Source organism: Marinobacter sp. RI1 (assembly GCF_041155085.1).
Classification (GTDB): domain Bacteria; phylum Pseudomonadota; class Gammaproteobacteria; order Pseudomonadales; family Oleiphilaceae; genus Marinobacter; species Marinobacter nauticus.
The window spans coordinates 675232-691263 of sequence record NZ_AP031605.1 but is presented as its reverse complement, the minus strand read 5'-3'; the positions used below and the strand labels follow the sequence as shown (position 1 = coordinate 691263).

Annotated in this window: 16 protein-coding genes; 7 read left to right on the top strand and 9 right to left on the bottom strand. The window is 59.8% G+C overall.

The window, feature by feature from the left end; all coding sequences use genetic code 11:
* Window positions 1-29: 29 nt before the first annotated feature.
* Window positions 30-998 (top strand): DMT family transporter, encoded by a 969-nt coding sequence (locus ACAM27_RS03085; RefSeq protein ID WP_369612535.1) that lies wholly within the window; start codon window positions 30-32, stop codon window positions 996-998.
* Window positions 991-1548, top strand: a complete 558-nt coding sequence (locus tag ACAM27_RS03080) for a carbohydrate-binding protein (protein ID WP_369612534.1) — start codon at window positions 991-993, stop codon at window positions 1546-1548. The genes ACAM27_RS03085 and ACAM27_RS03080 overlap by 8 nt, the downstream gene beginning before the upstream one ends.
* Here the strand turns inward: ACAM27_RS03080 and ACAM27_RS03075 are convergent.
* Window positions 1536-2717 (bottom strand): MalY/PatB family protein, encoded by a 1182-nt coding sequence (locus ACAM27_RS03075; RefSeq protein WP_369612533.1) that lies wholly within the window; start codon window positions 2715-2717, stop codon window positions 1536-1538. The two genes, ACAM27_RS03080 and ACAM27_RS03075, sit on opposite strands and share 13 nt — an antisense overlap.
* Before the next feature lie 186 nt (window positions 2718-2903).
* Here ACAM27_RS03075 and ACAM27_RS03070 point away from each other — a divergent pair, with 186 nt between their 5' ends.
* From ACAM27_RS03070 to ACAM27_RS03060, 3 genes are all read left to right on the top strand, one after another.
* Window positions 2904-3791, top strand: coding sequence for an AEC family transporter (locus tag ACAM27_RS03070; RefSeq protein ID WP_011787210.1), 888 nt, complete (start codon window positions 2904-2906; stop codon window positions 3789-3791).
* Window positions 3792-3819: 28 nt separating this feature from the next.
* The gene (locus ACAM27_RS03065) at window positions 3820-4710 is read left to right on the top strand and encodes a prenyltransferase (protein WP_369612532.1); all 891 of its coding nucleotides are present in this window, start codon (window positions 3820-3822) and stop codon (window positions 4708-4710) included.
* A 154-nt stretch (window positions 4711-4864) separates the two neighbouring features.
* Window positions 4865-7366 (top strand): acyl-CoA dehydrogenase, encoded by a 2502-nt coding sequence (locus ACAM27_RS03060; RefSeq protein ID WP_369612531.1) that lies wholly within the window; start codon window positions 4865-4867, stop codon window positions 7364-7366.
* Between the two features lie 28 nt (window positions 7367-7394).
* Here the strand turns inward: ACAM27_RS03060 and ACAM27_RS03055 are convergent, their stop codons facing one another.
* The gene (locus tag ACAM27_RS03055; protein ID WP_022991359.1) at window positions 7395-8342 is read right to left on the bottom strand and encodes a LysR family transcriptional regulator; all 948 of its coding nucleotides are present in this window, start codon (window positions 8340-8342) and stop codon (window positions 7395-7397) included.
* A 244-nt stretch (window positions 8343-8586) separates the two neighbouring features.
* Here ACAM27_RS03055 and ACAM27_RS03050 point away from each other — a divergent pair, with 244 nt between their 5' ends.
* A complete protein-coding gene (locus tag ACAM27_RS03050; RefSeq protein ID WP_041655213.1) occupies window positions 8587-9558 on the top strand; it encodes a DMT family transporter in 972 nt (323 codons plus the stop codon).
* On the opposite strand, the gene ACAM27_RS03045 is transcribed toward ACAM27_RS03050, so the two are convergent.
* The 6 genes from ACAM27_RS03045 to ACAM27_RS03020 form a co-directional block, all read right to left on the bottom strand.
* Window positions 9483-10058 (bottom strand): gamma-glutamylcyclotransferase, encoded by a 576-nt coding sequence (locus ACAM27_RS03045; protein ID WP_011787216.1) that lies wholly within the window; start codon window positions 10056-10058, stop codon window positions 9483-9485. The two genes, ACAM27_RS03050 and ACAM27_RS03045, sit on opposite strands and share 76 nt — an antisense overlap.
* 35 nt (window positions 10059-10093) lie before the next feature.
* Entirely contained in the window at window positions 10094-10726 is a 633-nt protein-coding gene (locus ACAM27_RS03040; protein WP_011787217.1) for a MarC family protein, read from the bottom strand.
* Between the two features lie 85 nt (window positions 10727-10811).
* Window positions 10812-11810 (bottom strand): 23S rRNA pseudouridine(2604) synthase RluF, encoded by a 999-nt coding sequence (rluF, locus tag ACAM27_RS03035; protein ID WP_369612530.1) that lies wholly within the window; start codon window positions 11808-11810, stop codon window positions 10812-10814.
* A 95-nt stretch (window positions 11811-11905) separates the two neighbouring features.
* Window positions 11906-12466 (bottom strand): sterol desaturase family protein, encoded by a 561-nt coding sequence (locus ACAM27_RS03030; RefSeq protein ID WP_369612529.1) that lies wholly within the window; start codon window positions 12464-12466, stop codon window positions 11906-11908.
* Between the two features lie 45 nt (window positions 12467-12511).
* Window positions 12512-13048, bottom strand: coding sequence for a hypothetical protein (locus ACAM27_RS03025; RefSeq protein ID WP_369612528.1), 537 nt, complete (start codon window positions 13046-13048; stop codon window positions 12512-12514).
* Between the two features lie 204 nt (window positions 13049-13252).
* Complete coding sequence (locus ACAM27_RS03020; protein WP_222534112.1) at window positions 13253-14836, bottom strand: NAD(P)/FAD-dependent oxidoreductase; 1584 nt, start codon at window positions 14834-14836, stop codon at window positions 13253-13255.
* Between the two features lie 169 nt (window positions 14837-15005).
* Between ACAM27_RS03020 and ACAM27_RS03015 the strand changes: the two genes are divergently transcribed.
* Window positions 15006-15644 carry a TetR family transcriptional regulator gene (locus ACAM27_RS03015; RefSeq protein ID WP_222534113.1) on the top strand — a complete coding sequence of 213 codons (639 nt, stop codon included), beginning with the start codon at window positions 15006-15008 and terminating at the stop codon, window positions 15642-15644.
* A 24-nt stretch (window positions 15645-15668) separates the two neighbouring features.
* On the opposite strand, the gene bamE is transcribed toward ACAM27_RS03015, so the two are convergent.
* Complete coding sequence (gene bamE, locus ACAM27_RS03010) at window positions 15669-15980, bottom strand: outer membrane protein assembly factor BamE (protein WP_041655220.1); 312 nt, start codon at window positions 15978-15980, stop codon at window positions 15669-15671.
* Window positions 15981-16032: the final 52 nt, after the last annotated feature.

Here is a 16032-nt window from a genome sequence, read left to right as displayed (position 1 = left end):
CCATAGGCACGGAACCAGCAGGAGACGGAGTGTCTGACCTGAACGCCACAACGCAAAACTCCGGGCAAACCCTGGCCTACATCGGTCTGGTGCTGACACCGCTGTTCTGGGCCGGCAACGCCGTGGTGGCCCGGGGCACGGTCGAGCACATTCCGCCATTGTCCATGTCGTTCTGGCGCTGGTTACTGGCCCTGGCCATTATCCTGCCGTTCGGCTTACCCGGTATCTGGCGCCACCGGCAGGTGATTCGTCAGCGCCTCGGGTCCATGATTGCACTGGCCGCCTTCAGCGTTGCCGCCTTCAATTCCCTGCTCTATGTCGCGGCCATGACCACGACAGCCACCAACATCGCGCTGATCAACGCCACTATCCCGATTTTTGTCGCACTGCTGGCCTGGTTGTTATTGGGTGACCGGACGCGCCCGATTCAGATACTGGGCATTGCCATGGCCCTGGCCGGCATTCTGTGCGTGATTGCCCGCGGCGATGTGTCCGTGCTGACCGGCCTGCAGGCCCAGCCCGGCGACCTGGTGATGGTGGCTGCGGTGTTCAGCTGGGGCCTGTTCTCGGTGCTGTTGCGCCGGCAGGCGGTGCCACTGCCGGCACTGACCTTCCTCACCACGCAGATCCTGCTGGGCACCCTGATTCTCGCGCCGGTTTACCTGCTGGACTTTCTGTTTTTCAGCGGCGGCTTTGCCCTGTCACAAAGTACCGCCCTTCCTCTGATCTATTTTGCGATTTTTCCGGGCATTCTCGCCTACGCCTTCTGGAATCATGGCGTACACAGTATTGGCCCTGCCCGGGCTGCCATTTTCATGTACCTTACGCCGGTTTATGCCTCTGTGCTTGCGGTGGTTTTCCTCGGGGAAAGCCTCAGCCTGTTTCATCTGGCGGGTGGACTGCTGATACTCGGAGGCCTGATACTGGCGACCCGAACCGGCCGGCGTCTGTCCCGCCCGCCTGTCACTGCACTGGATAAAGGAGAGCTGAATGACTAGGCAAACCGCCTCTGCATATTCCTGGCCGGCCATCATTACCCTGATGCTGGCCGCTCTTTCCCTGAACGTCGCGGCAGCCCCCTGCGACCCGGATGAGTCCAAATGGGCGCCATCCCGCTACTACCCGGCCGGAGCGGTAGTGCACCATGACGGCGAGTGGTACCAGTCCCGGGAGCTACACCAGGGCCTGGAGCCGGGTATTACCTTCGACTGGAAACAGCTCGATTCTGCACCCGAATGCTCCGGCGAGGCAGCGCCCCCGGCCCCGATCGACAAGTCCGATGTAGAAACCGGGCTTACTGCGCAGACAGGCACGGTCACCGGAAGCCCGGATTCACCAGCCTCGGAATCGTCCAGTGACAACGAACTGTGCGAGCAGCCCGACCAGTGGCTGTTCTCAGAGAGCTACACCGTGGGCAGCGAAGCCAGCCATGGTGGCAAGATCTGGAAGGCGATCCGCCCGACCAGCGGCGATATGCCCGGGATGAATACGCCGCCGCGCTGGCAATTGGTTGAAGATCACTGCTCTCTGGAAAATCAGCTGCCCTGAAGGGCGACCTCAATACGGTCGAGAATCTGCGCCAGTACCGCTCTCGGGCAGCCGATGTTCAGCCGCATGAAACCGCTGCCTTGGCTGCCGAAACTGAGCCCCGGATTGAGGCCAATCCCCGCCTGTTGCACGAAAAAGCGCTTCAGGGCGGTGTCGTCCAGCTTCAGGCCCCGGCAATCGAGCCAGATCAGGTAGGTGCCTTCCGGCGCCGAGGTGCGGATACCCGTGAGTCGGCGGTCAACCTCCTGCACCACGAAATCGCGATTGCCCTTCAGATAGGCCATCAGATCATCCCGCCAGGAACCACCATGGCGATAGCCTGCCTCGAACCCGGCGATGCTGAACGGGTTACACTGCGGCAGGTGCAGCCGTTCGAACACCGTTTTCATGGCCTTGCGGCGCTCCGGATCCGGAATCACCAAGGCCGACAGGCCCAGCCCCGGCATATTGAAGGTCTTGCTCGGCGCAACCGCGGTTATCAGCGCATCATCCCCTTCGGCCAGGGTCGCCAACACCCTATGAGCGGGCTTGTCTGGATAGGTAAGATCGCAGTGAATCTCGTCCGACAGCACCACCAGGCCATGACGGCGCGCGATATCCAGCACCTGAACCAGTTCCGCCTCGCGCCAGACCCGTCCCACCGGATTATGGGGTGAACACAGCAGCAATACCTTGGCATCCGGCCGGGCGGCGCATTGCTCCAAATGCTCCAGATCCATGCGGTAGTCACCGGTTTCGTCTGCCATCAAAGGGTTTTCGATCACGGTCCGGCCGGTATCCCTGACCGAGCTGAAAAACGGCGGGTACACCGGCGGCTGGATAATCACGCCCTCTCCGGGTTGGGCAAAGGCCAGGCAGGCCGCGTTGAGGGACGGCACCACCCCGGGCGCCATGACAATCCAGTCTCGCTGGATGCTCCAGCCATGACGGCTTTCAAACCACTGGATCATGGCCTCATAAAGGCTGTCCGGGAACAGGGTATAGCCATATACCGGATGCTGCGCCCGCTCGGTCAGCGCACGGGTGACCGCTTCCGGGGCCGGGAAGTCCATATCGGCGACCCACGCCGGTATCACATCGTCACGGCCGAATACCGCCTTGCGGGCATCAAACTTTACCGAACAGGTGTGCTCTCTGGCGATGGGCTGATCGAAAACGCTGCCATTCATGGGGGCTCCGCTTGCTGTCTCCGTGAAAACGCTATTGTGGTGGCCCGGTGCCGCCGTCGCAACCGACGCTTTGGCTCCGGCTTTGGTCGAAGAGCCATGAATTTCGCTTGCCCAATCCACCCGATGCTTGCGAACCTAACGGATTAGTCACCTGCGTTGACCAAAAACAATAATCGGAGCCCTTCCATGATTGGCCAGATTCTTTCCACCATGCTGCCGGTATTCCTGATTGCCGGCTGCGGCGCCTTGTACGGGCGTTACCGGACACCGGATATTCAGGGCCTGAATGTGCTCAACATGGAACTGTTCGTGCCCATGCTGGTGTTTGCGGTACTGGCAGACCAGCAGGCGCCCTTGCAGGAATACGGTTGGCTGGCGCTGGCCGCCACGGTGGTGGTTCTGGGGTCCGGTGTGATTCTGTATCCGGTGGCCAGGCTGCTGAAGCTGAACCTGAAAACCTTCCTGCCACCGATGATGTTCAACAACTCCGGCAACATGGGGATTCCGATTCTGGTGCTGGCATTCGGGGATGCGGCGCTGCCTGCGGCCATTGTGCTGTTCATCGTGGAAATGCTGCTGCACTTCTCGGTAGGCCTGTACATGCTGGACCCCCACACCTCCATTATCCGCCGGCTACGGTTGCCCATCGTATTCGCCAGCATCGCCGGCCTGGCGGTGAATCTCAGTGGTATCCCGCTGCCGGGTTGGCTGCTGGAAACCCTGAACATGCTTGGCGGCGTGTGCATTCCACTGATGCTGTTTGCCCTGGGCGTCCGCATGCTGGATGTCGATTTCAGTGACTGGAAACTGGGGCTGATCGGCGCCATCGCCTGCCCGCTCTCCGGACTCATTCTGGCCTGGCCAATGATTGCACTGCTGGATCTGCCGGGGCTGCAGGTCGCCAGCCTTTGGGTCTTTGCCGCCCTGCCACCGGCCGTACTGAATTACATGGTGGCCGAACAGTATCAGCAGGAACCCCACGCTGTGGCCTCCCTGGTGCTGCTGAGCAACCTGGGCAGTCTGGTGGTGATGCCCATTGTGCTGGGCTTGGTATTTGCGGCGGGCTACGTGTAAGCTTCTCCGCAATCCGGAGAGTTGATCAATGTCAGAAACCCTTGCGGTGGTCCGCGCGTCCCGCCCGAACTTTTTACTGCTCGCCCCATTGTGTGCCGGCCTGGGCCTGGCCGTCGCCTGGCAACAGGGCCAGGCGCCCGAACTTTTACACACCTTTCTGGTTTTCCTTGGCGCCGTACTTGCCCATGCGGCGGTGAATCTGCTGAACGAATACGACGATTTTCGCTCCGGCCTCGACATGATCACCGAGCGCACCCCGTTCTCCGGTGGCAGCGGCGCCCTGCCCGAGGTGCCGTCTGCAGCCCGGCGCGTGCTCTGGGCAGGTCTGGGCACACTCGCGGTGGTGGTTACCATCGGTCTGTATTTTCTCTGGCTGCGGGGTCTGCCTCTGCTGGTGCTCGGAGCAGCCGGTGTGGTGCTGGTGCTCACCTATACCCGCTGGATTACCCGCTCCCCACTGCTGTGCCTGCTGGCACCGGGCATGGGGTTTGGTCCCATCATGGTGCTGGGCACCGTTATCGCGCTTGGGGCAAGCATCGATACCTCCGCCCTGCTGGCGTCTCTGGTGGCGCTCTTGATGGTCAGTGAGCTGTTGCTGATCAACCAGATACCGGATGCAGAGGCCGATCGAGCGATTGGCCGGCGCCATCTGGTGATTACCCTTGGCCCCGAAAAAGCCGCCCATCTGGTGGCTGGCCTGTTGCTTGCCAGCTATGGTGTCATCGTTGCCGGTGTGGTCAGTGGCTATCTGGCAATGACCAGCCTTATCGCCCTGGCACCGCTACCGGCAGCAATCTGGATCAGTCTTCGACTGCCTCGTGTACTGGCGATGCCAGACCAGCTCAACCACGTGCTGGGCGCCAACGTGGCGGTACTGCTGTCCACACTGGCGCTGCTGGTGACCGGGCTCAGCCTATGAGCCTGAACCGCTGGGGCTCCGTAAAGATTCTGTAAATCAAGAATTCGATTCTCCCAAGGGCTTTTACCTCGCTAACCGCTTGCAACTGACTGAACTTTGACCGATGGTAAGAATCAAATCTGTCTGATTTCATTCATGATATGGAGGTCTGCCCATGAGCGTTCTGCTCCTCGTTCTCAGTGCCCTGGTACTGATTTACTTCAGTATCGGTGGCAAAACTGCCGCCCTCATCATGTCCGTCGCTACCCTGATTGGTGTCGCTCAGGACGACTGGCACATTCTGAGTTTTCTGATCGGCGGCATCCTGCTGGCTTTGGCACTGCTCGTAACCCTCCCTGGCGACCTGCGCCTGGATAAACTCAGCCGGCCACTGCTGGGCTGGGTTCGCAGTCGCTTACCAAAACTGTCTCCCACCGAACAGGAAGCCCTCAACTCCGGCTCCGTTGACTGGGACGGCGAACTGTTTTCCGGCCAACCTGAGTGGAACAAGCTGCTGGATGCCGCGCCCGCTCACCTGACCAGTGAAGAACAGGCGTTTCTTGATGGCCCGGTGGAAGAACTGTGCAAGATGCTGGACGACTGGCAGATCACCCACGAACACTACGATCTGCCAGACAAAGTGTGGAAGTTCATTCGCAGCAAGGGCTTCTTTGGTCTGGTGATTCCCAAAGAAGACGGCGGCCTGGGTTTTTCCAACACCGCCCATTCCGAAATCGTCATGAAGATCTCCACCCGCAGCGTGTCTGCGGCGGTGACCGTGATGGTGCCCAACTCCCTCGGTCCCGGCGAGCTGCTGATGCACTATGGTACCGACGAGCAGAAACAGCACTACCTGCCTCGCCTGGCCGGGGGTGAAGAAATCCCCTGCTTTGCACTGACCTCTCCGGTCGCCGGCTCCGATGCTGGCGCGATTCCGGACAAAGGCATCGTCTGCAAGGGCGAATGGAACGGCAAGGAAGTGCTGGGCCTGAAAGTGACCTGGAACAAGCGCTACATCACCCTGGCGCCGGTCGCTACGCTGATCGGCCTCGCCATCAAGGTTTACGACCCCGAGCACCTGCTTGGCGAGCAGGACGAGATCGGTGTCACCTGTGTGATGGTGCCGCGGGATACCGACGGCGTGAATGCCGGTGCCCGCCACCTGCCCATGAACACGGTCTTCATGAACGGCCCCACCTGGGGCACCGAAGTTTTCATCCCCATGGAACAGGTAATTGGCGGCCAGGACATGCTCGGCAAGGGCTGGAAAATGTTGCTGGAATGCCTGTCCATCGGCCGCTCCATCTCCCTGCCCGCTCTGGGCACCGGCGCCGGCAAACTGGCCAGCCTGGCGACCGGTTCCTACGCCTACACCCGGGAGCAGTTCGGCCGCTCCATCAGCCAGTTTGAAGGCGTACAGGAAGCCCTGGAACCCATTGCCGGCTACACCTACATGATGGACGCAGCCCGCCTGCTGACCGCCGGTATGCTGGACCGGGGCGTTCGCCCGTCGGTACCTTCAGCGGTGCTGAAATACCGCAACACAGACCTGATGCGGGAAGTGATCAACCACGCCATGGACGTGGTCGCCGGCCGGGGCGTTATCACCGGCCCCCGCAACTTCCTGGCACGGGCCTACCAGGCCGTGCCTATCGGCATTACCGTGGAAGGCGCCAACATCCTGACCCGCAGCCTGATGGTCTTCGGCCAGGGCGCCATCCGCTGCCACCCCTTCATTGTTGAGGAAATCGAAGCGGCGGGCATGGAAAACCAAGATCAAGCAGCGAAGAAGTTCGACGGCATCTTCTACCGCCACCTGGCCCACACCACCCGCAATGCCCTGCGTGCATTCGTTCTGGGCCTGAGTAAAGGCTGGCTGGAAAGCGCACCCCGCCAGGGTGACATCCAGAAATACTACCGCCAGCTGGGCCGTTTCTCGGCCGCCTTTGCCCTGATGACCGACGTGACCCTGCTCACCGTCGGTGGCGGCCTGAAAGCCCGCCAGCGGCTGTCTGGCCGCATGGCCGACTGCCTGGTACAGCTTTACTACGCCACCGCCGTGATCAAGCAATGGCATGAGGAAGGCTATCCGGACGACCAACGGGACCTGGTGGAATGGTGCCTGCAAACCTGCCTGCACGACCTGCAGGACTCCATGCGTGAAGCCATCATAAACTTCCCGGTACCCGCCCTGCGCTGGCCGCTGCGGCTGATGGTCTTCCCGCTCGGCGCCACCGGCCTGAACGGCCCGGATGACAAGCTCGGTGCAAAAGTGGCGGCTACCATCGTGAAAGACACGCCTGTGCGCCAGCGCATCAGCCGGGGAACCTTCATCAATGCCGATCCCAGCGACCCGCTCGGACGTGTACTCAACGCCTATCGATTGGCGAACGAAACCGAGGAATCCCGCCACAAACTGCACGAAGCGATCCGCAGCCGGGACGAAGACGAAGTGGATGGCATCGCCCTGCTGATGGGCCACCAACGCAAGGAACTGGTGGACTGGGCCTGTGCCCAGGGCATTGTCAAAGCAGAGGAGTGCCCGAAACTGGAAGAAGCCCTGACGGCACTCTATGACGTCATCCGCGTAGACGCCTTTGATGCCGACGGATTGAAATCCCTCGCCAAAAGCGCCAAAGGCAAGCGCAAGGTGGTGGAGCGGCCGTCCAAAGGCTGAGCTTAGCTACCCTCTCATTGAGGGGCGGTCACTCGCCCCTCAAGCCACCCCGAATTGCCTCATCCACCAACCACCGGCGCAGCGTCTGAATCCCGCGTTCCCGCCGGCGGCTGGTCTTCCAGGCAAAGTAAAATTTGTCGCCGGTCACCACCGAATGCGTCGGCAACCGCACGAAATCTTCAGAATCCTTCCGGGTACTCAGCATGTAGTCATTGGTCAGGGCAATGCCCTGATGAAACCGCGCCGCCTCAAGTGCCAACAGCATATGGCTGAAGTGCTGAACGCGAGTGCCCGTGGGCATCAATTCACTTACCGCGCTGTACCAGGCCTCCCAGTCTCCGGCCGGTCGGTCGAAAATGCTGTGAGTGGATAGCAGCGGAAACCCCGCCATCTCACCCGGCGACACCGGTTGCTCATCCCGCCGCTCCGGCTCCGCATCCCGGCCCAGCTCCCGGCGCATACGCTGCCAGTAATCCTGACTACAGACCGGAAACAGTCGCTCCTCATACAGCAAATCGTAACTGTAGGCCCGGGAATCCCGGTGAATGGTGATGAAACAATCCGCCACCCGATCCGACAACACCGGGTTCTCGCTACTCATCTCCAGCGCCAGATCAATCTGCGGATGCAGCCGCTGCAAATCCGGCAACCGGGGCACCAGCCAGCGCACGGCGAACGAACTGAACACCGACAACCGCAACCGACTCTCCTCATGCCCCAGCAACTGCTCACTGGCCCGCTCAATCTGAAGCAGAGCCGAACCAATGGCATCGAAATACTGCCGCCCCTCATCGGTCAACGTCACGCGACGACCGGAGCGCCAGAACAACCGCTCGCCCAGATAGGTTTCCAGCTGTTTGATCTGGTGGCTGACCGCGCTCTGGGTGATGGCCAGTTCTTCCGAGGCCGCTGAAAAACTGTTCAGCCGGGCGGCGGCTTCAAATACTGGGAGAGCTTTTAGAGGTGGGAGTCTCATCGCTGCTTGTTATCTAATTTTCTAATGAATGGGGAATATTGATCATTTTATCGGATAGTTAAGCACGCCTAGAATCCACATCCAAGGTCAGGGGGTGTGTCGGCGGACTTGCTTCCGAAAATGTTCGTAGCCATGGATGGCGGAGACAAGCGTACAGGGATGTACTAGCAGCGGTTTTCGGAAGCAAGTCCGCCGACATACCCGTGCACTCAAGTTAGCGGATTTCAGGAAAAGGAGCACCACAGTGTCAGGCAAAACCGTAAACAGCGCCATTCTGCTGCTGGTCATCGGCAACGCCATGGCCATACTCTCAGACGTCTTCATCAAGCTCCTGGACCCCGGTGCCCCCGTCTTCCAGTTCGCCTTCCTGCGCTGCGTCCTCACCCTGGCGTTCCTGCTCCCGCTCGCCCGCAAACTCGACCGCAACAACCTCTTCGGCGGCCTGAAAATCCACGCCATCCGCGCCCACATCCATCTGGTCGGTATCGTCTGCATGGTGGTGGCACTGACCAACCTGCCACTGGCCACCGCCAACGCCCTGTTCTACGCCGCGCCCATCCTGGTGATGGTACTGTCCGCCGTATTCTTCAGCGAAAAACTGACTCCGCTCAGTGTGACTGCTGTGTTCAGCGGCTTTGCCGGCATCATCGTCATCCTGCGACCGGTGGACTTCAACTGGGCCGTCATCGCCGCCCTCGGCTCTGCCTTCGCCCTGGCCATCAACGCCGTCATGGTGCGCCAGTTGCCCAAGGAACAAACCACCGTCCACAAACTGTTTCTGAACTACCTGCTGATCGTCCCGGCGGCCGCCGCCCTGGCACTCTGGGAAGGCGCGGCCTGGAACCCGCAAATCCTGATCAGCGCCGCCGGTTCCGCCCTGTTCATCCTGGGCTACAACATCACCGTGTTGCTGGCCTACCGGCAGGTAGATGCCAACCAGGTCACCAGCGCCGAATACACCGGGCTGATCTGGGCGGTCGCCATTGGCTGGATCTGGTTTGGTGAGGTACCTGACCTGTGGTTCCTGGCGGGCAGCCTGATGATTGTGGTGCCGCTGGTACTGATTGGCCTGCGGCACCGGAAGCGGTCACCCGCCCGGGGATTCAACCCGGCGGAGCGGGAGACCGCCGGGGAGACAAATCAACGGGGTAGCCGTTCTTCCGCCCGAAGACAGGCCTCGATGGCAAAGGTGTGTGAACAATCATCACCCAGCTGACGCAGCGAATCGGCCAGCCTGAGCAAATACTCCGAATTGGGGCCGCTAGGCCCCGTGGCGAGGGCAATCTGCCGCGCAATGTCCGCTTCCGGTGCCTCGCCCAGAAAGGCCTCATTGTCTTCCGTAGCGATATACACCAGCCCCTCGGCATGACTGCCATCGTCAAAGGTCATGGTGGTACTGAAGCGCAGATAGCCGTTCTTTTCCCGCACATCCAGATACTCGAAGACGTTGGGTGACACCCGATAGGCTACGCCCTTGCATACGGCATCGGGCTGCTCAATCAGCGTGACCACCCGCCCGGGCGCTTCGGGGGTGCCACGGTGATCATGAGAACCCTGCCAGAACCGACGAGCCCAACCGCGAATGGCTGCCGGGCGCTGCTCCAGGAAGGGGAAATCCACTTTGTAGATCAGCGAGCCATAGCCGAAGAGCCAGATGGCCTCGATGCCATCAAAATTGAACCGGCTGCGATTATGCTCAATGGTGTTCGCGGGCATGACTCATCCCATCCAGAAATAACGACCGGATTGTCTCAGGCGCCCGAGGTACTGGCAATGAAGCCGGCAATACCGGTCAGCACGATTTCTGCCGCCATCGCGGAAAGAATCAGGCCGCTGATCTTCGACATAATGTTCAGGCCGGTCTTGCCCAACGCTTTCTCCAGATAACCGGACAAGCGAAGCAATCCCGCCAGAATCATCAAGCCCGACACCAGGCCCAGCAGACCACCGGCCACTTCTGGCACCGCTTTAAGCTCGGCGCCGTAAACCATGATGGCACCAATGGTCGCCGGGCCAATCATGACAGGAATGGCCAGGGGCACCACCGCGATGTCATCCCGATCCTCTTCGGGCAACCCGGTGGCGTGGTTACGGGTGCCACTGTTCACCAGACTGATGGCGGTGAGGAACAGCAGGCTGCCGGCACCGATGCGGAAGGAGTTCAGGGTGATGCCAATGGCGTTGAACAACAGCGGGCCGGCGAAGAACAGGATCACACCCAGAATAAAGGCCGAGACACAGGCCCGACGAATGATGGAGGTTTTCTCCGCCATCGAGAGCCCCCGAGTGAGGGCCAGGAACATGGTGACCACGAAAAATGGCGCCAGCAGGAACAGGAATCGGATGGTGCTGCTGAGATAGGTAGAGAAAAACGTTTCAAACATTCGGGCAAATCCGGCACAGGGTTAAAGCCGGTAAGCATAGCGTCCGAAAGGCTTTTTTGCCGTAAGGAAGAGAACCTATGGGTACTCAACGTTTCTTGATGGACGGCTTGCGGGGCTTGCCCGGTTTCGATGGTTTACCCTTGGACCCCGGACCACGACCACCCGGCTTTGGGCCGCCACCGGGTTTACCAGAGGGCCGTTTACCGGGCCCGGAACCGGGGCCTTTTCGCCCTTTACCAGCCGGTGACTTCCCGCCAGCTTTTGCGCCAGCCCGCGCCGGTTTGCCACCAGGCCCCGGGCGAGCGCCCCTCGCACCCGCCGGCTTCTTCCGGGGCTTGCTGCCGGCAGGCTCCGTGGCCTCGGACGAGGAATCCCGGATGGCATCGAACAGTACCGCCAGTTCCTTCTCCGTCAGATCCCGCCAGGCACCCACCGGCAACCCCTGCAGACTGACGTTCATGATGCGCACTCGCTCCAGCCTGGTCACCTCGTAGCCAAAGTACTCCGCCATACGGCGAATCTGGCGATTCAGGCCCTGAACCAGGGTAATGCGGAACACAAACCGGGACACCTTTTCGACCTTGCAGCGCTTGGTCATGGTCCCCAGAATCGGCACACCGTTGCTCATTCCCTCTACGAATTCCCAGGTGACCGGCTTGTCGACCGTGACCAGGTATTCCTTCTCGTGATTATTGCCGGCGCGCAGGATCTTGTTCACCAGATCGCCATTGCTGGTCAGGAAAATCAGCCCCTGGGAATCCTTGTCGAGCCGGCCAATGGGAAAAATCCGTTCACTGTGGCCGACAAAACGCTGGATGTTGTCTTTCTCCGCGCTGTCGGTGGTGCTGACAATACCCACCGGTTTATTCAGAGCAATGAACACCAGATCTTCTTCGTCTCTCGGCTCCACTACCTGGCCGTTGACCTTCACCACATCTCCGGGCAACACCTGATCGCCCACCTGGGCCCGGCGGCCGTTGATGTGCACGTTGCCCTGCTCGATGAACCGGTCGGCATCCCGACGGGAGCACATACCGCTCTCGCTGATGTATTTGTTCAGTCGGGTTGAGGTTCGGTTGGCCATGACATCCTGCCGGTTTCAGATGATGGGTGAATGCGAGCCGGGCAGCACGCAACCCGCGCATCATCCCATTGCATCACCGTGACGGCAACTGCCGGTCACCGCCTGCGGAACGGATAGAACAGCTGCCCCAGATAGGAACCCGGCAGTTTCTGGGTCGTGCCATACTCCGCTGGCCAGTGCGCTTTCGGGAAATGATAGGTACCGAACAGCCGGTCAAAGAGCACCGTGTGTGCCGAGTAATTGGTATCGATGGCCGGCTTCTCTGAACTATGGTGCCAGTGGTGGAACTGCGGCGTTACCAACAGATATTTGAGCGGCCCCCAGGGCACATTGAGATTGCTGTGGATAATGATGGCCTGCAGCGCGGCAAACGTGACGTAGATATCCAGCGCTTCCTTGCTGGCTCCGAGCAGATACAACGCCAGCATCACCAACCCCCGCTCAATAAAAATCTGAACCACATGCGCGCGGGAGCCCGCCAGCCAGTCCATGGTTTCCACCGAATGGTGAACCGCATGAAACAGCCACAGCCGCCGGACTTCATGGAATACCCGATGCTCCCAATACAGCACGAAGTCGGCCACCAGAATCAGCAGAGCCACCTGCAGCCACAGCGGCGTGCTCTGGATAGCCGCCTGAAGACTGTCGCTGGCCACCCATTCAAAGCGCGTTACCAGGAAGTTGCCAAACAGCAGAACCGCTCAGATCAGCAGGTGATTGAGGCAGAAGTAAAAGAAATCCAGCCCCCACTGATCCCGCAAGATGACCTGCTCCCGATACTTCGGAAAGAGCTTCTCCAGGCTGGTAAAGACAATGGTGGAACCCAGAAAGGCCAGAATCAGCCAGTCCACGCCAAGAGACAGAGGTTTCGGCTCCACCGGCCCGACCGGCACGTTGTAGCCACCCAGGGCAAACGCGATCAGCGTCATGGCAATACCTGCAGCACCAAGCCGTTTGCGCCGATCAAGAATGAAGGTGGTAATGCCGAAAAACAGGGAGAACCACATACCGTACTTCAGGACATCCTGAAGCGCCTCGGCATCATACGCGGCACGAAGATCAGTGGTGGTCAGATAGGAAGGAAACAGGTAGGCGAGCACCGCCGCCAGGCTCAAGCCACCGAGAAATATCGAAAAATACCCGGGGATTCGTCCGTTCCGAAAGCGAAGTTCTTTGTCCGGGCGGGGCACTACCACCCGCTCGCGGTACTGGTAATCGGTATCCTGTTCCGTGTTCATGCGTTCCCTGCTGAAATTTCAGGCTTAGCAACAAGCGCCGAATAACCAAGGGCGCCAGTTCATGATCCGTGTTCCAGTGGATCGGGGTGCATATGGTATTTCAGGAACGCGAAAACTACCAACCACTCGTTGGGGTGGTGTGGCTTACATCAACCTCATAGCGCCCGAAGCATCCTGACTCGGGCGCTATAATTATCTACCGTTTTAACCAGCCAATGCCGGCTCCCCACCCTGCTCCATCACCTCCGCCGATTCACACACATACTGCTCGGCATCAAACCGGCGGGTCTGCTGTCGGAACTGCCAGGTGAAGCCTGGCCACAAGGTGGTGTTCTTGCCGTTCTCGTTCACATACCAGCTCTTGCAACCGGTCTGCCACACGGAGTCGCCGAGTTTGGCGTGTATAGAGGCGTTGTATTGGCTGTAGGCATCCTCTTTCACTTCCACGCTCTTCCAGCCTCGGTGGTCCATCTTCTTGATGGCATCCAGCACGTACTGCACCTGGGACTCGATCATGTACACCATGGAGCTGTGGCCCAGCCCGGTGTTGGGACCCATCAGCATGAAGAAGTTTGGAAAGCCGGCCACGGTGGTGCCTTTGTAGGCTTCCGCACCCTCGCGCCAGGCGTCGAGCAGATCCTGGCCACCACGGCCGAAGATCATGCCCCGGGGGATGGGTTCCTGGGCCTTGAAGCCGGTGCCATAGACAATGCAATCCACCGGGCGCTCGGTGCCATTGTTGTCGATGATGGTGTTACCTTTCACTTCGCGAACGCCGTCTGTCAGTACGTCCACGTGTTCCTGGTCCAGGGCCGGGTAGTAGTTGTTGGAGATCAGCACCCGCTTGCAGCCGAAGTGGAAATCCGGCGTCACTTTCTTGCGTAGTTCCTTGTCCTTGATCTGGTTGCGGATGTGTCGACGGGCCTGCAACTCACCGACTTTCAGAATGCGCGGGTTACCCACGAAGCCAAGCACCCGGGCTTCCAGCATCCAGTAAATGCTCTGGCGGAACGCATTCAGAGTTTGCGGGAACCTGCGGAACATGGCCCGCTCCAGTGGCCGGATTTCCCGGTCAGGCTTGGGCATGATCCAGGGCGGCGTACGCTGGTAAAGGTCCAGATGGGCGGCGTCTTTGGCAATTTCCGGCACGAACTGGATGGCCGAGGCACCGGTGCCGATAACCGCCACCCGCTTGCCACGAAAATCGTAGTCATGGTCCCAGTTCTGGGAATGGAAACTGGCCCCTGTGAACGTGTCTATGCCCTTGATCTCCGGATACGCGGGGGTGCTCAGGCCGCCCATGCCGGACACCAGAATCCCACTTCGCAGCTTGCGGATTGGCGGCAGGGCCTTGTCGCTGCGATCCAGTTCATCCCCGGGCTTCAAACCTTTCTTTTCCATGTAGTCCCAGAGTTTTGCACTGTTGCAGGTTTCCACAACCCAGCCCGAGGTGGCCTCATCCCAACGGGCACCCGCCACGTGGGTATTGAAACGAATGTGATCCATCAGGCCGTATTTCTCGGCGCAATGCCGCAGGTACGCCTGAATCTCCGGCTGGGGAGCAAACATGCGGGTCCAGTTCGGATTCTGCTCAAAAGAGAAGGAATACAGCGCAGATTGAACATCGCAGGCGCAACCCGGGTAGTGGTTATCGTGCCAGGTGCCCCCGACATTGTCGCTCTGCTCCAGAATCACGAAGTCGTCAAAGCCGGCCTCTTTCAACTTGATGGCCATGCCCAGGCCGGAAAATCCGGTGCCGATAATGGCGATCTTGGCGGTTTGTTTCATTGCTGCACTCCTGTGTGGCCTGAAGGGCCTTGCCTGTTGTTGTCGGTGTGGTCATCATGACCAGTAGACACATGTATACCGGTCAAAGTAGACACCTGTATACCCACTCGCACAGGAATGGCCCTGAGTGACAGGTTGTTGGCCCAACGCCCAAAGGAAACACGACTCGATGCAACGACTTGCCGGCGGAAAACTGAAACTGGTCCAGGCCGCTCTAAGGCTGATTACCCAAAGCCGTAGCCTGACCTCTCTGAGCCTGCGGGAACTGGCCCGGGAGGCGGGGTTAAACCCGAACACCTTTTACCGACACTTCCGCAATCTGGACGAATTCGGTTTGCAGGTGCTGGGGTATATCGCCGAGGACATGAAAGCCGGCGTGCGGCAATTGCGGCAGATGGCGGATTCCTCGGAACAGGCCTCCCACGACACCGTCACTTTTGTGTACCACTACTTTCTGGCCAACCCGGCGGCAACCACGGTGGCGGTCAGGGAACTGCACGGCCCGTCGCCCGTGTTACGCCGGGCTCTCGAAGCACAGCTGGACGCCAGCGCCCGGGAAATGGCCGAGGATATTCTCGAGCGCGGGCTGGTGCCCGGCGTCGATGAGGTGGTGGTACAGGAGATTTCCAACATGACCATCCGCTACATCCTGTTCCGGGCCATGGACTATATCGAGAAGCCCGAGCAGCGGGAGCGGATTCAGGTGGAAACGGAGCGGTTCATCAACCGGCAGTTCCGGGGGGCATTAATTGAGGAACTGGATTCCGGGCAGATTCTGGCGCTGAAACAGGCGCCGGCCGCTGACTGAAGTCGGGCCGGCGCCCGGGAGCTTTTATTCGGTGGTGTTGTATACGTAAGAGGATACGGTGCCGTCGTTATTGAAACGGACCACCAGATCCGTGGTTTCATCGTCACCAAAGGCGGACCAACGATACTTGCCGTAAGTCCAGGTGCGCTTGCCGTCTTCAATACCGGTGCGCCAGGGCTCACCAAACATCTCCTGTATCTCGGCGCGGGTCGTCTCACCGATCGTTATCTGGTCGACATTATGAGTCGCAAAATCCCGGCCAACGCTGGCGCAACCCACCAGGGTGACCAATACCGCAGCCAGCCCAGCCAGTTTAAGATGACGCATCAAAGCCATATCCAACTCCTTGTCTGGTGAATAGCAACAATCTGCCTACAGCATAGCGTTT

Excerpts from the sequence above, each read along its gene's own strand:
- ACAM27_RS03080 (WP_369612534.1), top strand. The coding sequence starts at position 991 with ATGACTAGGCAAACCGCCTCTGCATATTCCTGGCCGGCCATCATTACC.
- ACAM27_RS03075 (WP_369612533.1), bottom strand. The coding sequence starts at position 2,717 with ATGAATGGCAGCGTTTTCGATCAGCCCATCGCCAGAGAGCACACCTGT.
- ACAM27_RS03070 (WP_011787210.1), top strand. The coding sequence starts at position 2,904 with ATGATTGGCCAGATTCTTTCCACCATGCTGCCGGTATTCCTGATTGCC.
- ACAM27_RS03065 (WP_369612532.1), top strand. The coding sequence starts at position 3,820 with ATGTCAGAAACCCTTGCGGTGGTCCGCGCGTCCCGCCCGAACTTTTTA.
- ACAM27_RS03060 (WP_369612531.1), top strand. The coding sequence starts at position 4,865 with ATGAGCGTTCTGCTCCTCGTTCTCAGTGCCCTGGTACTGATTTACTTC.
- ACAM27_RS03055 (WP_022991359.1), bottom strand. The coding sequence starts at position 8,342 with ATGAGACTCCCACCTCTAAAAGCTCTCCCAGTATTTGAAGCCGCCGCC.
- ACAM27_RS03045 (WP_011787216.1), bottom strand. The coding sequence starts at position 10,058 with ATGCCCGCGAACACCATTGAGCATAATCGCAGCCGGTTCAATTTTGAT.
- ACAM27_RS03040 (WP_011787217.1), bottom strand. The coding sequence starts at position 10,726 with ATGTTTGAAACGTTTTTCTCTACCTATCTCAGCAGCACCATCCGATTC.
- rluF (WP_369612530.1), bottom strand. The coding sequence starts at position 11,810 with ATGGCCAACCGAACCTCAACCCGACTGAACAAATACATCAGCGAGAGC.
- ACAM27_RS03025 (WP_369612528.1), bottom strand. The coding sequence starts at position 13,048 with ATGAACACGGAACAGGATACCGATTACCAGTACCGCGAGCGGGTGGTA.
- ACAM27_RS03020 (WP_222534112.1), bottom strand. The coding sequence starts at position 14,836 with ATGAAACAAACCGCCAAGATCGCCATTATCGGCACCGGATTTTCCGGC.
- ACAM27_RS03015 (WP_222534113.1), top strand. The coding sequence starts at position 15,006 with ATGCAACGACTTGCCGGCGGAAAACTGAAACTGGTCCAGGCCGCTCTA.
- bamE (WP_041655220.1), bottom strand. The coding sequence starts at position 15,980 with ATGGCTTTGATGCGTCATCTTAAACTGGCTGGGCTGGCTGCGGTATTG.